Consider the following 12,930-nt stretch of genomic DNA (forward strand, 5'->3'; position numbering starts at 1 on the left):
CCCCCAATTCCTTTTGCTCTTTTTTGTGCCCCCTAGCCCTTTGGCGTGCGTCCTTGCGTACTAACTTAATGACATTGACCACATGGGGAAGTAGTTTGTCAATTACAAATCAGCAAATTTTACAGTTTGCTCTGGAAAATGCCCCTTTGTATGGTGTTCTGTAAAAAACAGTTGGGGATTACACAGTCCTCCATTAGAACCAGCAGAAGGATGATCGCACTCCGCAGAGCGTAGGCGATCACCAACCTCCTGATGCGTTTTTTTCGCTTTGCTCTGACGGATGCTTGGTGCTCCCGTACTGTCACGGCTCAAAAACCACCTCCTTCCCGTCTGATTTTAGAATCATAGTAACTTCCTCACCGTCATAAATGACAGACAGGGCCGGATCATTTGAAATTTTCAGACTGCCAACGCCATCCCTGCCGCATAGATAAACACAGTCGGAATCCATGCGATTGATGAAATACAGCCCTTGATCGGTCAAACAAAAGTCAGAGGCAACCATATTCCGAAACGGCCTGGCCTTGTGGGTCTTAGTATCATACGCCGTCAGCAAAGAATTTTCGTTGATGTAAAAGATCGTCCGCCCATCAAACGCTATATTCTCCCTGGTGGGGATGTCCAGCATTTTCGTGAGCTGGATTGTTCTGCCTACTTCCGTAATCCCATCATTCGTAATGAAAAAGAGGCTGTCATCGTTCAAGAAAAAGCCGTAGCAGTATTGCAGAAACATCCAGGTATCCCCCACGGTATAATCAATTCCCAGCAGAGAGCGCCCGCTGTCCGTTATTTTCTCAAAAATAAACTGTTCCTCAAAGGTTTCTGTATCAAGCTGGACGATGGACACCTGGGTCGCTGTGCTGTTGTAGCTGCCGACCCGATCCACATACTGCTCTGTGCGGGAGGTCATATAGTAAATGTACGGAGCATCCATATAGACAGCTTTAATGGATTCGCCATCCGAAAAGGCCCCGAACAGCGGAGAGAGGGCCAAATCCGTCAAAGCGCCGGTTTCCCGGTTCTCCAGAGAGTATGTCCGCGTCTGATCGTCGAAGATCACACTGTAAGTTTCCGACACACTTTGCGAAGATGAATTGAATATCCCGTTTGTGGATTCTGCGGCAGAGCAGCCGGACAGCGAGAGCAAAATTAGCAGTCCCAACACTGTGGCCCCACGCCGTCTGACGAACTTTTTTCCAGACTGCCAGCAGTTTGTGTTTTGCCGCAGCACCCACCATACCGTGAGGGCGCAGCACACAGCGGACAGGCCCAGCAGGGCCAACAACTCCTGGGGGGAACGCTCCGAGAAAGTCACGATGGGTTCACCTGTCAATGAATCTTCCACAGAGGAAGTCCCTTCCAGGAATCCGGTTGCCAGCAGGAACGGCAGGGGCAGCGGCAAGCGGTAGCAAATCTGTCTGGACAGGCCGATATACGGTATCAAGGTGGATGCCACCCCGATCACCACCGTCAAAGCATATTTCTTCACCAAAACGGAGGTAAAGAGCAGCAGGGCGGCGAGATACACCGAGCCAAAACAGCGCAGGACGGTCAGAATCAGATACGCGGCCAGCAAAGAGATATTTTTTGTACTGCCTCCAAAACTGGCGATACTCTGAACAGGGTACTCCCCGTGGGGCAGGCCGTATTTTATTCCGAAGAAAGCAAAACGAATCAGGGCCAGCCCTCCGCAGAGAGCGAACACGGCGCAGAGGGTCATCACGACTTTGCTTCTGGCACTCTTGCGGCTCTGCGGTGCCGTCCGCAAAAGCGCGTCCATCTGGCAGCTATATTCCGAGCAAAAAACCGTAGCGGACAAAATCAAAATGACAAGGAACAGCGGGAAGTCCAGCGTTTGAGAGGAAAACAGCCCCGCCCAGCCGTTTGTTTTCAGAAAGTAACGATTGCCGGTGTTCTCGCAGATATATAAATATTGCTGATACACTGCTTCAAAGCCATGCTCATGGGCTAAAACCGTGTTGACCTCCGCGATCTGCCGCTCATACTGTTCCTCTGTGATCTGACCGCTGTAATAGCTTTCCTGAGATTGAGAGCGGGTATATCGGGCCTCCGTGATGGCCTGGGCCTCCTGCTCCAACCAAGCAGCTTTTTCCTCTGTGCAGGCTCCGTCCAGCCGTTCCAGATACCACTCGTATTCCTCACGGTATTCTTCCATCGCGCTGTTCTGCGGCCTGTCGGTTGCAGCCAGCCAAACCGTACTGACCAGGAGCGCGGCCAAGATATAGAGCAAGCCCCGTTGCATGACCATCAGTTTTTTCCATTCATAAGAGAAAACACTCATTTTGCCCTCCCAACACAGCGGTGGCAGTTTTCCGCTGACAGAAAATAGATTGCGGTAACAAGCACAAAGCCCGCTGTCAAAGAAATCCAAACTGCGGCCTGCCAAGTCAGGACGGGGAACCCGCCCAGGTTCACAAACTCCGTTTTGCCCAGGAGAACACGGGTTGTCAGCAGAGAATAGGGATTCAGCACCTTTGTCCAGAAAAAATTGGAGTAGGCGCAGGCGGCTCCGCTGACAACCAGCACTATACAGAGGGAAAAATTGATGACAAACGGGAGCAAGGCATTTTTCCAGAACATCGAAACCAACAGCCAGAGCATCCCAATCGCCCATGTGCCAGCGCATCTAAGTGCCGCAGACAGGAGGGCGTACTGAAAAATGCTGAGATTGACGGATACCTCCGCAAAGTTCGGAATCGCGAACACCGGCAGGGTCAGCCCTTCCAAGGTCTGAAAGGAGGCCGCAAAGCCAATCAGGTCAAGGAGAGAAAACCACAGCGAGGTCAAAAGCAGAAACAGGGTGGCCGCGAGGATTTTCGCCAGGGCTGTTTTTCTGCCGCCGTTAGGACTTACCAGTAACAGCATATCCATCTGCGTTTCCCGCTCGCTCACAAAGGTTCCGATGATCCCATAGAGACAAAGCAGGAGGGTCAGGATGATGGAAAAATCATAGTTCAGATAGTAATTGCACATTTCCCGATAGGCAAAGGCGGGAATGGCGCGGCCAGCGTAAAGGTTATAAATCGCGCCGCTCTCCCTCTGCTGGTAGACCGCTTCCTGTTCCCCATAGAGCGCGGCGCTTTGCCGCGCTCTATTTGCCACTTGCTCCGACCGGCCGCTGTACTCATAGAAATACTGCATAGGTGTTACGAAATATTTGTCCAGCAGGTTCCTGTCGCTATACAGGTTCCCGGTCATCGTGTTGGGGTCATCGGTGGCTGTGCTTGCGGTCATATCCGATGTGGCCTCCACAAGAGGCTGATAAACCGCAAGCAGGCGTTCGATCTTCTCCGGGGTGATTTCACCCTGGTATTCCTCATAGAGCTGCCAATGAAGCGTGTGCCAGCTCCGCTCTTCGTTCCCGTCTGTCAGATAGGAGTAGGATTTGTATTCGCCATAGATTTTGAACAGGTTGGCGAGGCTGAACACCACAAAGAGCGCCAGGATGGAGCGTTTACAGAACTGCTTGATAAACTCATACCGTATCAGACGTATCATGGCGCTCCCCCCTGCAATAGTATAAGAACACATCCTCCAGGTTGGGCTTGACAGGCTGTGCGGTTTTGATCGGGCATCCATCCTCAACAATGCGGAGGGTAAACTGTCCGTCCTCCTGCTTCATGTTGCTGACGCAGTACATATCGGTCAGCAGCGCGGCGCTCTCGGCCCCGGCAGTTACACTCCACACCTTACCTTCAATCCCCTGTTCCAGCGCGGCGGGCGTTCCCTGCATGAGCAGCGTCCCTTGTTTCAGCAGCAGGATTTCCCGCGCGATGCACTCAACATCTGAAACGATGTGGGTTGCCAGCAGGATTGTCCGGCCTTGGGCAAACCGGGAGATCAGGTTGCGAAACCGTATCCGTTCGCTGGGGTCAAGACCGGCGGTAGGCTCGTCCAGAATCAGGATTTTGGGGTCGGACAGCATGGCCTGCACAATGCCGACGCGCTGGCGCATACCACCGGAGAGCGCACCGATTTTCTTGTCCTGCGCGTCTGTTAGATTCACCGTGGCCAGCAGTTCCGAAACCCGGATCTCCGCTTCATGGGTGGGAATGTCTTTCAGCGCACACATATAGAGCAGAAAATCCTTGACAGTAAAATCCCGATAGAAGATAGGATACTGCGGCATATAGCCGATTTGGGACAGGAACGCTTTACCCAGCGTCCTCACATCCTGTCCGTCCACCCGAATCGTGCCGCTGTCCCCGCGCAGGATACCCACAAAGGTATTGATAAGCGTTGTTTTCCCGGCCCCGTTTTCACCCAGCAGGCCGTACACGCCCTCGCTTAAGGTGGCGGTAAAGTTTTTCAGCGCATACTTGCTTTTGTATTGCTTGGATACGCTTTCAAATGTGATTTCCATGTTATTCTCCAAATTCGAGTAATGAATATAGGTTGCTTACAATGCCCTACATAAACCGAAATCCGTTCTCTACCAGGGCAAAGGTATATATCATAAATTGCTCACGGCTGTAACAGCAAAAATGGTTTTGCTCAGTATCAGCAAGAGGATGAAAGGATGCGATCTTTCGTTCTGTATCAAGCCAGATGCGGGAAATAGGCTGGCATTTTGTTTCCATTCCACGCACGTTTCCGCCTGCGATCTCCATGTTACGCTCCAAACTCAAATGTGGATACCAGCGTATCAATTTCACTGATACTGCCCCCAAGAACAACTACGGCGGTTTTGGCCCCGTCTAAAAGGTAAATCCTGGGGATACGGTTGAAATATGTGGGGTCGGAGTTCTCAATCACCTCGGTGGCGACCAGTTCGCCGGAGGCCACATCATAGACACGAACCGTCAGGCTGCCGTCTAAAATGGCGGTCGCAACATAACTGCCCTGCTCTGAGCCGTATACGCCGTCCTTGCCCTCATTGCCGGTAGAGAAGGAAAGCGTATCGGTGCTGCCAGTTGCCCGGTCGATCCAAAGAAGCGTTCCGTTGGCCTGGGTAAAGGTCTGCGGGAAAAACAACCGGCTGACGCTGCCCTGTATTTCTTCCATTTCATAGCCGGACGGTTTTGTGAGCTTCAGACCGCCGCCATCCACGGCGATACTCCCGTAAATGGAAAAATCTTCCTCGCCGTCTGCCGCGGGAATCGAGCTGCCGCTGCCAAAGAACACGATCTGGCTGTTATCCTGGGCAAAGGCAGCACCATTCAGCATGGAAATACGGATGCTGGCTGTTCCGGCGTCTTGGGCCATGTCCAGGAGGGTAGTCAGGCTCCCGCTTTCCAGGTCATACAGATACAGCCCACCCAAGGCGGCGAAGGCCAGCTTTTTCCCGTCTGTGGAGGCCGCTACGCCCCCGGTTTCGCTGACAACAAGATCCCCCTGTAAAAGCTCATCCACCGCGATCTCCTTGTTCAGAGAGAGGGAGCTGTCATAGATGTACGCCATCATGCCGCTGTCGCCCATGCCGGACAGGACGTAGCCCCCGTCAGTGGCCTGGGCTTCAAAGTCGCGCAGGGGCGCTTCCGCGGTAGCCAGCACCGTGGCAGCGCCGGTATCGTAGAGGTACAGCTTGTCCGCCAGTACGAGAAGCGTTCCATTCCCGGCATAGGCGCAGCTCTGGAGCTTGCCGCCAAACAGGGCGGGGTCGAAGGTGCAGGAAGAAGGGGACTGTTCCTGCTGACTGCCTGCGTTTGGAACAGAAACCACGGGTGTATTGGAGGAGTTGCTTCCCGAAACCGTAGGGGTGGGTGAATCCGCCTTACCGCAGGCGGACAATGCCAGGGTAAAAAGCAGCGACAATGTGATGCAGAGCGTCTTTTTCATGTTCAGTTCTCCTTATACAATAAAATAGAATTGGTCTTAAAGAACGGGGCAGAGGCTCCGCCCTGGGGGACGGCAACGCAGTAAAGGGTGTTGAAATCTCCCAGCATATCCGGGGCGATCACGGCCTCAAGCTCCATGACGCCCCCCTTGCTCAATGTAACAGAGCAGGAGGTGCTCTCGTCAAATTTCACCGGCTGATGATCCAGGAAGAAAGCGATGCTGTAGCTTGTTCCGGCTGTGCCGCACATGGTAAATCGCAGGGTGACGGGAGCGGAAACACGCAGGTTGTCATAGACGATGCCGCCGTCACAGGAAAATGTATAATAGATCCCGCTGTCCAGCGTGTCCATGCTCACACCGCCCCAGCCGTATTTGGGAAGCTCGTTTTCCACATACCGCGCTGTGGCCTTTTCCTCCCGCGCTTCGCTTTGTGAAAAGATTTCCCGGACGGGCGGAAGGTCTGAATGGGCGGCGGGGGCGTCCACGTTGAACTTCAATTCAACATAGGAATCCAGCGTCTTATGATACCAGCCATAGCTGGAGGTGGATTCCATATCCGGCTGGAAGTCCGGATTCGTGATGCTCACCACGGTCAGGGCCAGCGTATCGCCGGTGCTGCCGGTCACAGGCTCAAAGAGGAAAGAAAAGCTCTGATCCTCCTTTGCAGGGAAGCTGTGACAATACTCATACTCCGCTGCGGTATCGTTTACCTTGTAGGGCTGGGGCTGGCCGTCCAGAAACAGGAGAAATCCAACGGTATCCATTTTGCCGGTGAGAGAAAACTGGTACTCCAGCCGAAACTCGCCGCCGTCATAGGGGAATGGCAGACGCTCCCCACTCTCGGAAAAATCAGCCGAAGCAGCCCCGTGGGTGAGCATTGCCAGAAATCCGGCATCCTCCTCCGCCGCCTCAAACGGGTTTGCGGCAACAGCCTGTGACGGCGGGGGTGTACTGTCCGGAATGGCATAGTTCCCGCAGGCGGCGAGGGATAAAAGCGCGCCGCACAGCAGGGGAACGGCAATCAATCGTTTTCGCATACATGGCCTCCTTTGCTTTGATGGACTAAGCATAGCGGCCAAAGGTCAAAATTCGGTCAAGGAAAGTAAAATGCCGCCCAAGTTTTTTGGGCGGCATTTTGGAGGGACGATTTATTGCTTGATGGTGATGGTGGCTTTCACGCAGGCTCCATGCGGCAATCTGTTTGACAGCTCTATGGTTCCCCCATGCTTTTGGCACAGCACCCGGCTCACCGCAAGCCCCAGGCCCAGGTGCTTGCCGGAGGTATCTTCGGAGTAGAACAGGGCGGTTTTCTTTTGCAGAAGCTTATCTGAGAAACCCGGCCCATCGTCTGTCACGGTGGCCGACAGCGTTCCGTGTTCCAGGTAAAAGGCGAGTTCAATTTGATGTTCCGCAAAACGCAGGGCATTGGAAATCAGGTTTTCCAGAACGCGGTATAACAGTTCCCCGTCAAGGACGACCCTACCCGCTGGCACATGGAAATCACAAGCAAAGCGCACTTCGGTATTCTGAAACAGGATGGATAATGAGTCCGCCATGTGCTGTAAAAAGTCAGGAAGTTCCACTTCTCCGCGGTGGACTTCTGTTTCCTCAATCGCGCCCAGGTCGCGCATGGTATCTGTGTAGCGGCCCATACGCTCCGCAGTAATGCCGAGATTGGTGAGCGCCTTTTCTAATTTTTCGTCCGTCAAGGTTCCGCCCTGGCGGTTCTCCTGCAAATATTCCACATAGCCTGTCATAATGGCGATGGGATTACGCAGATCGTGGGCCACGGACGCCTGCAATGCGCGGCGTTCCTCCAGCATACTCCAGAGCTGACGGTTATTCTCATATAGGGTCTGCCGCATTTTTTCAAACGCAGTACAGAGCTGACCCAACTCATCCCGCCCGTCAAAGTTAATCTGAAAATTCAAATCCTGGTCTTGAATATGCGTGGTGGCATCCATCAGGACAGTGATTGGCGGCTCCAGTATCTTGTGATAAAACCACCACGCGCACAGAGTAATTCCAATTACAGCAAACACAAGCGGCAGCAGTACCATACAAATCTGTGAAGCGCGGTAGGCCGTTTTTGCTTTGGAGGAAAGCATAGAGTAGCTGGATTCAATGCGTTCTATCCTGTAACTTGTCTGCTCCTGAGCCTCATTGTGTTCTTGACCGTCTGCTACCAGTTGTCCGAATGGCTCTGGCGGGCCATTAAGGACATACCTCAGCTTTGCCTCTGTGACCGTACCATCCAGGGCGGTTGTCTGCTGCGTCAGCCAGACCTCGTTGGAATCGGGAAGAATATGCTTTTGGAGACGGTAACAGCCGAACATTGCAAGCCCGCTGCACAGGAACACGATCAACATAGTAATCGCCACAGCCTCCATAAAAGAGCGTTTCAGGGATTGTCTTTTTATTTTTTCCATCGGTAGCCCATCCCCCAAACTGTTTCGATGTACTCATTTCCGCTGGCCTGCATGAGCTTTGCGCGGATTTTGCGGATATGCTCTTTAATCACGCTGCTGTCGCCCTCCGCGTCATAGCCCCATACCGCCTCATAGATACGCTCCTTGTCAAAGACCTGATTGGGGTTAGAGGACAGAAATTCGATGATGTCAAATTCCCTCTTGGAAAAGGAAAGCTCCTGCTCGTTCCAAAATACTTTTCTGTCGGAGAGGTTGATAATCAGCCCCTGGGAGGTCACGACCTCCGGCGGGCGGTTATTCCGCTCGTCCCGGCGCAGATGGGCCTCAATGCGGGCAATCAATTCCTGCAAGCCGAAAGGCTTGGTAATATAGTCGTCCCCTCCGGCCCGCAGGCCGTTGACCTTATCCTGTTCTGTGATCCGCGCCGTCAGAAACAGGATAGGGCAGACGATATGATTCCGAATGACCTTGCACAGCTCCAGTCCATCCATCCCCGGCATATTGATGTCCAGCAGAATGAGATTTGGCTTTGTATTCAGCTTTGCCAGGGCTTCATCGCTACTGTTGGCTACGGAAACGGCATATCCGTGATCCTGCAAATGGGTGGAAAGCAGTTCGGTCAGGATCGGCTCATCATCCACGATCAAAATTCTGTATGCCATGTGAACACCTCCAGCCTTTTTCATCATATAGGGAGAAAGTCAAAATTCCGTCAAGATCGAAACTCGATGGAATATTATAAATTATACACTGTGGAGCGGTAAGTATCAATTGTGCAAATGAGGCTCATCCTCCTGACCGTGGCGATACCGGCACTCTTGTACAGGCAAATTGCTAAAGGCAGCGTTGGAAACTGGCTGAAAAAATTGGAGAAATTTCAAGGGTAGCTCCCAAATTGCACATCCTCACGGGCTGCTGGGTGAGAGGTTAAGCCCTTTCACCCAGCTTTTTTGTAGGAGGGCAGGCAAATGACGTTCATGGATAAGGTCTATACACTTCGGACGGAAGTGTGGAGCGATGGAAAAAACGTCGTATTTTATCAGCTTTTACAGACGGGCAGGGGGAATTTTGTGATTTGGAAATATCGGAAACGTTTTATATAAAATTTCGACAGATGGAGCGTTGCAGACCGCAATCAATCATGCACTCAGTCATTCGGGCCAGGGAGAAAATAAAGGCGGTAAAAGAAAAATATCGGGCCGGACAGTAACAGACTGCCCCGTATCTTTGAATATAGGGCAGTCTGCTAAATGTTCTCTACAGGTTTCTTAATTTCAGGCGTAAATCAACTTATTATAGATAACTTCCTCCGCCCGGTTTCGGGCGCTGTTCATTTGCCTGACCCATTCCATTTGATTATCCGCTTTAAACTGCTCGGTGATACTGTCCTGTGCCGCCATCTGTTTTACAAGCTGAGAAAACATAGCTTCTGCTTGTTCGTCAACTTCGGACAGGTGGTCGTTCAATTTGCCAGATAGTAGCAAAGCCGTATAAAGGGCCTGACGGTGTTCTTTCAGATACCGCCTCCTCCGTTGTCCCCATATACCGATGGCGGGAAGTTCGGGTACAGACAGGTCGGGGAGAAAGTAATCGCCCTCTTGATGATAGGTTCCACCCATGCGCTCAAATAGTGACTTTTCCATGATATAGTCCTCCAATATGTAGAAATTCCTCGCAATTCAATCACAACCGGCTGGCTTGACAAAAGTTTTGGGAGGAACTTCTTTACGAAGTTCCTCCCAAAGCGCCCGCCGGTCTGCTTTATATGCTTTGCTTTTTCCTTATTCCGGGAAATACTCCTGGGAATAGATTTCAGTGCCGTCAACAGCGTTATAGGTAACAACCACAGAGGGGTTAGCCACATCAATGGCATCAGGCAGAGTGCCGGCAATGCCCTTGAAAGTGGTGGCAAAGGTGTCGCTGTTCATCTGCTCTTCCATAGCGGCCTTGGTGGCTTCAATGTCCACTTCCTCGCTAAAGGTGAAGGTGTAAATCAGCTTGTCGCCTTCGCCGGTAAGTGTAATATCCATGCCGTCGCCCAGAGAAGACATCATGGTTTCAAGCTGATCCTTAACAGCGGGGTCAGCCAGGAACTCCTCTACGCTGGCATACTTCTCAGTGCGCACACCAGTGGCGGCCTCGCTAGAAGCCTCGCTGGAAGCCTCGGAAGAGGCTTCGCTGCTCTCAGCAGCCTTGCTGCTGGCAACCTCAGAAGAAGCAGCGCTGGACTCTGATTTAGAGGAAGATGAGGACTTGCTGTCGCCGCTGCAAGCAGCCAGGGACAGCACCATGGCGAAGGCCACAACACAGGCCATCAGACGGAAAAGATTCTTTTTCATTGCAATATCACCTTTCTGCATTTTGTACTGGTATTTGCAAAGGGCGCAGGCCCCTGTAAAACCACATACAAGTATAGAAGATAAAATTGCACTTGTCAAGAAGGGAAGATACGCTTTGTATCCTTCGCCAAAGAAACAAAGAAATAAAGGAAAATATTGTAATTGTTTGCATGATTTTTTGCTGATTCTTACAAGGTTGTAACCCGCCACAGGCTTTTTTGTCTGTCAAAAGCCAGGCTCCAAAACCTTTGAACCACTAAAAGCATAACCCCCCAACTCGTGCGCGTCCAAAGCCACAAAACACTTGACACATTTCCCTGGAAGGGGGTAAGATGGTATATGCTGTTGAACTGTGCAAGTAGAAGGGGGATTTTTGTGGAAACAAACCGCCAGTGCTTCCGCCGCGGCATACGGGATGGAATGCCTATTGCCCTGGGGTATTTTGCCGTAGCCTTCACCCTGGGCATCGCCGCAAAAAACGCCGGGTTTTCCGCCCTGCAGGCCATGGTGGAAAGCCTAACCAATAACGCTTCCGCCGGGGAATACGCTGTGTTTTCCCTGGCAGCCGCTGGGGCGGGCTACTGGGAGGTAGCTGTGATGACCCTGGTGGCAAACGCCCGGTATCTGCTGATGAGCTGTTCTCTAAGCCAGAAGCTCCCGCCGGAAACCTCGCTGGCCCACCGGATGCTGGTAGCCTTTGACGTGACAGATGAAATTTTTGGCATCTCCATTGCCTATCCCGGCAGGCTGAATCCCTGGTATACATACGGCGCCATGGCTGTCTCCATTCCCGGCTGGGGGCTGGGCACCTTTTTAGGCGTGGCAGTGGGGAATGTGCTGCCCCTGCGGCTGATGAGCGCTTTAAGCGTAGGGCTTTACGGCATGTTCCTGGCAATCATTGTGCCTCCCTGGAAAAAAGACAAGGTGGTGCTGGGGCTGGTGCTTCTCAGTTTTGCCGCCAGCTTTGCCCTGGCAAACTGGCCCCTGCTGGCAGGCATTTCCCCGGGAATAAAAACCATCCTGCTGACTGTGGTGCTCTCCCTGGGCGCGGCAGTGCTGTTCCCTGTGCAGGATGAGGAGAGAGGGGAGGGGCAGGCATGAAAAACATCTGGCTGTACATTCTGGTTTCCGCCGGCGTCTCTTATATCATCCGGGCCACGCCCCTGGTGCTCATCCGGCGGGAGATAAAGAACCGCACCCTGCGCTCCTTCCTCTATTACGTCCCTTATACCACCCTGGCGGTTATGACCTTCCCCGCCATCATGGAGGCCACCCAAAGCCCTATAGCCGGGCTGCTGGCCCTGCTGGCCGGGGTATTCCTGGCCTGGCGGGGCGCAAGCCTGTTCAAGGTGGCAATGGCCTGCTGCCTGGTGGTGCTGGCAGCCGAGCTGTTTCTGGTGCCAGGGGGAGGAATCGGGTAAAATACAGCGCCCCCGCCGGACAGGCGGGGGCGCTTCGCATGCCCCGTGTTTTCATGCGAAGCTTTGAACCAAGCAGGCCTTCCTCTTTCATCCGCAGGGCTGCGTGATGAAGGATATAGGCGTTTCCGCAGGCTTTGTCCAGCAGATACGGAATATTTTCTTCTGTATAGGCGATAGCGGCCAGCTTCTTCAGAGTTTTATTGGCGCGCTGCCAGAGTTATTTACGTGGATTAGACTGCCCTTTTCCCGTGATGTAAAATGTCATTACATGGAAGGAGCGGATCAGTTTGAAAACATACGGTTATGTGCGGGTTTCCAGCACGGAGCAAAATGAGGACAGGCAGCGGATTGCCCTGGTGGAGGGAAAATGTGTAGCAGAGAAAAACATTTATATGGACAAGCAGTCTGGCAAGGATTTCGAGCGCCCCCAGTACAAAAAGTTGGTCAAAAGGCTGCGATCAGGCAACTTGCTGTACATAAAAAGCATTGACCGCCTGGGCCGCAACTATAAAGAAGTCCAGGAGCAGTGGCGTGTTTTGACAAAGGAAAAGGGCGTGGATATCTGCGTGATAGACATGCCGCTTTTGGACACCCGCACCGCTAAAGATCTGATGGGCACGTTTATTGCCGACCTGGTGCTGCAAATCCTCTCCTTCGTGGCGGAGAGCGAGAGGGAAAATATACGGCAGCGGCAGGCAGAGGGCATTGCGGCGGCAAAGCGGCGGGGGGTGCATTTTGGCCCGGAGCCGCAGGCCATGCCGGACAGCTTTCCAGAATTATGCCAGGCGTGGAGGGAGAAAAAAATCAGCCTGCGGGAGGCTGCGGAGTGCTGCGGCATACCAAAGTCTACGTTTTACGACGCGGCAGCCCGGCTTAACGAGGTGAAAGAGTAAATGGATTGTATAAAGTGTATAAAAAGCAGTGTCCGGAGTTGTGTAGAAC

At 52.7% G+C, this 12,930-nt stretch carries 14 protein-coding genes; 3 read left to right on the forward strand and 11 right to left on the reverse strand.

The genetic code is table 11. The features are described from left to right. Positions 1 to 102 precede the first annotated feature (102 nt). The 11 genes from D1841_RS14875 to D1841_RS14925 form a co-directional block, all read right to left on the reverse strand. Entirely contained in the window at positions 103 to 312 is a 210-nt protein-coding gene (locus tag D1841_RS14875; RefSeq protein WP_160642601.1) for a hypothetical protein, read from the reverse strand. Beyond that, positions 302 to 2,302 (reverse strand): ABC transporter permease, encoded by a 2,001-nt coding sequence (locus D1841_RS14880; protein WP_160642600.1) that lies wholly within the window; start codon positions 2,300 to 2,302, stop codon positions 302 to 304. The genes D1841_RS14875 and D1841_RS14880 overlap by 11 nt, the downstream gene beginning before the upstream one ends. Next, on the reverse strand, positions 2,299 to 3,519 hold the full coding sequence (locus D1841_RS14885) for an ABC transporter permease (protein WP_160642599.1): 1,221 nt from the start codon (positions 3,517 to 3,519) through the stop codon (positions 2,299 to 2,301). The genes D1841_RS14880 and D1841_RS14885 overlap by 4 nt, the downstream gene beginning before the upstream one ends. Beyond that, positions 3,497 to 4,384: an ABC transporter ATP-binding protein gene (locus D1841_RS14890; protein ID WP_160642598.1), complete on the reverse strand. Its 888-nt coding sequence runs from the start codon at positions 4,382 to 4,384 to the stop codon at positions 3,497 to 3,499. Before D1841_RS14890 ends, D1841_RS14885 begins: the two co-directional genes overlap by 23 nt. 46 nt (positions 4,385 to 4,430) lie before the next feature. Then, complete coding sequence (locus D1841_RS14895; RefSeq protein ID WP_161880104.1) at positions 4,431 to 4,631, reverse strand: hypothetical protein; 201 nt, start codon at positions 4,629 to 4,631, stop codon at positions 4,431 to 4,433. Position 4,632: 1 nt separating this feature from the next. Continuing rightward, the gene (locus D1841_RS14900; RefSeq protein ID WP_160642597.1) at positions 4,633 to 5,799 is read right to left on the reverse strand and encodes a hypothetical protein; all 1,167 of its coding nucleotides are present in this window, start codon (positions 5,797 to 5,799) and stop codon (positions 4,633 to 4,635) included. A 2-nt stretch (positions 5,800 to 5,801) separates the two neighbouring features. Then, complete coding sequence (locus D1841_RS14905) at positions 5,802 to 6,836, reverse strand: hypothetical protein (protein WP_160642596.1); 1,035 nt, start codon at positions 6,834 to 6,836, stop codon at positions 5,802 to 5,804. A 111-nt stretch (positions 6,837 to 6,947) separates the two neighbouring features. After that, on the reverse strand, positions 6,948 to 8,228 hold the full coding sequence (locus tag D1841_RS14910) for a sensor histidine kinase (RefSeq protein ID WP_160642595.1): 1,281 nt from the start codon (positions 8,226 to 8,228) through the stop codon (positions 6,948 to 6,950). After that, on the reverse strand, positions 8,216 to 8,890 hold the full coding sequence (locus tag D1841_RS14915; protein ID WP_160642594.1) for a response regulator transcription factor: 675 nt from the start codon (positions 8,888 to 8,890) through the stop codon (positions 8,216 to 8,218). The genes D1841_RS14910 and D1841_RS14915 overlap by 13 nt, the downstream gene beginning before the upstream one ends. A 612-nt stretch (positions 8,891 to 9,502) precedes the next feature. Continuing rightward, complete coding sequence (locus D1841_RS14920; RefSeq protein WP_160642593.1) at positions 9,503 to 9,871, reverse strand: TnpV protein; 369 nt, start codon at positions 9,869 to 9,871, stop codon at positions 9,503 to 9,505. Between the two features lie 138 nt (positions 9,872 to 10,009). Beyond that, positions 10,010 to 10,567 (reverse strand): DUF4854 domain-containing protein, encoded by a 558-nt coding sequence (locus tag D1841_RS14925; protein WP_160642592.1) that lies wholly within the window; start codon positions 10,565 to 10,567, stop codon positions 10,010 to 10,012. Positions 10,568 to 10,942: 375 nt separating this feature from the next. Here D1841_RS14925 and D1841_RS14930 point away from each other — a divergent pair, with 375 nt between their 5' ends. The 3 genes from D1841_RS14930 to D1841_RS14940 all read left to right on the forward strand — a co-directional run bounded on the left by D1841_RS14930 (position 10,943) and on the right by D1841_RS14940 (position 12,881). Next, positions 10,943 to 11,668 carry an AzlC family ABC transporter permease gene (locus D1841_RS14930; protein WP_334462446.1) on the forward strand — a complete coding sequence of 242 codons (726 nt, stop codon included), beginning with the start codon at positions 10,943 to 10,945 and terminating at the stop codon, positions 11,666 to 11,668. Further along, entirely contained in the window at positions 11,665 to 11,988 is a 324-nt protein-coding gene (locus D1841_RS14935; protein ID WP_160642590.1) for an AzlD domain-containing protein, read from the forward strand. Before D1841_RS14930 ends, D1841_RS14935 begins: the two co-directional genes overlap by 4 nt. Positions 11,989 to 12,275: 287 nt before the next feature. Then, on the forward strand, positions 12,276 to 12,881 hold the full coding sequence (locus D1841_RS14940) for a recombinase family protein (RefSeq protein WP_201751251.1): 606 nt from the start codon (positions 12,276 to 12,278) through the stop codon (positions 12,879 to 12,881). Positions 12,882 to 12,930 lie beyond the last annotated feature (49 nt).

Origin of the sequence: Neglectibacter sp. X4 (genome assembly GCF_009917365.1) — a bacterium.
Taxonomy (GTDB): domain Bacteria; phylum Bacillota; class Clostridia; order Oscillospirales; family Acutalibacteraceae; genus Acutalibacter.

Excerpts from the sequence above, each read along its gene's own strand:
- D1841_RS14925 (WP_160642592.1), bottom strand. The coding sequence starts at position 10,567 with ATGAAAAAGAATCTTTTCCGTCTGATGGCCTGTGTTGTGGCCTTCGCC.
- D1841_RS14880 (WP_160642600.1), bottom strand. The coding sequence starts at position 2,302 with ATGAGTGTTTTCTCTTATGAATGGAAAAAACTGATGGTCATGCAACGG.
- D1841_RS14890 (WP_160642598.1), bottom strand. The coding sequence starts at position 4,384 with ATGGAAATCACATTTGAAAGCGTATCCAAGCAATACAAAAGCAAGTAT.
- D1841_RS14905 (WP_160642596.1), bottom strand. The coding sequence starts at position 6,836 with ATGCGAAAACGATTGATTGCCGTTCCCCTGCTGTGCGGCGCGCTTTTA.
- D1841_RS14920 (WP_160642593.1), bottom strand. The coding sequence starts at position 9,871 with ATGGAAAAGTCACTATTTGAGCGCATGGGTGGAACCTATCATCAAGAG.
- D1841_RS14910 (WP_160642595.1), bottom strand. The coding sequence starts at position 8,228 with ATGGAAAAAATAAAAAGACAATCCCTGAAACGCTCTTTTATGGAGGCT.
- D1841_RS14915 (WP_160642594.1), bottom strand. The coding sequence starts at position 8,890 with ATGGCATACAGAATTTTGATCGTGGATGATGAGCCGATCCTGACCGAA.
- D1841_RS14885 (WP_160642599.1), bottom strand. The coding sequence starts at position 3,519 with ATGATACGTCTGATACGGTATGAGTTTATCAAGCAGTTCTGTAAACGC.
- D1841_RS14935 (WP_160642590.1), top strand. The coding sequence starts at position 11,665 with ATGAAAAACATCTGGCTGTACATTCTGGTTTCCGCCGGCGTCTCTTAT.
- D1841_RS14895 (WP_161880104.1), bottom strand. The coding sequence starts at position 4,631 with ATGGAGATCGCAGGCGGAAACGTGCGTGGAATGGAAACAAAATGCCAG.
- D1841_RS14900 (WP_160642597.1), bottom strand. The coding sequence starts at position 5,799 with ATGAAAAAGACGCTCTGCATCACATTGTCGCTGCTTTTTACCCTGGCA.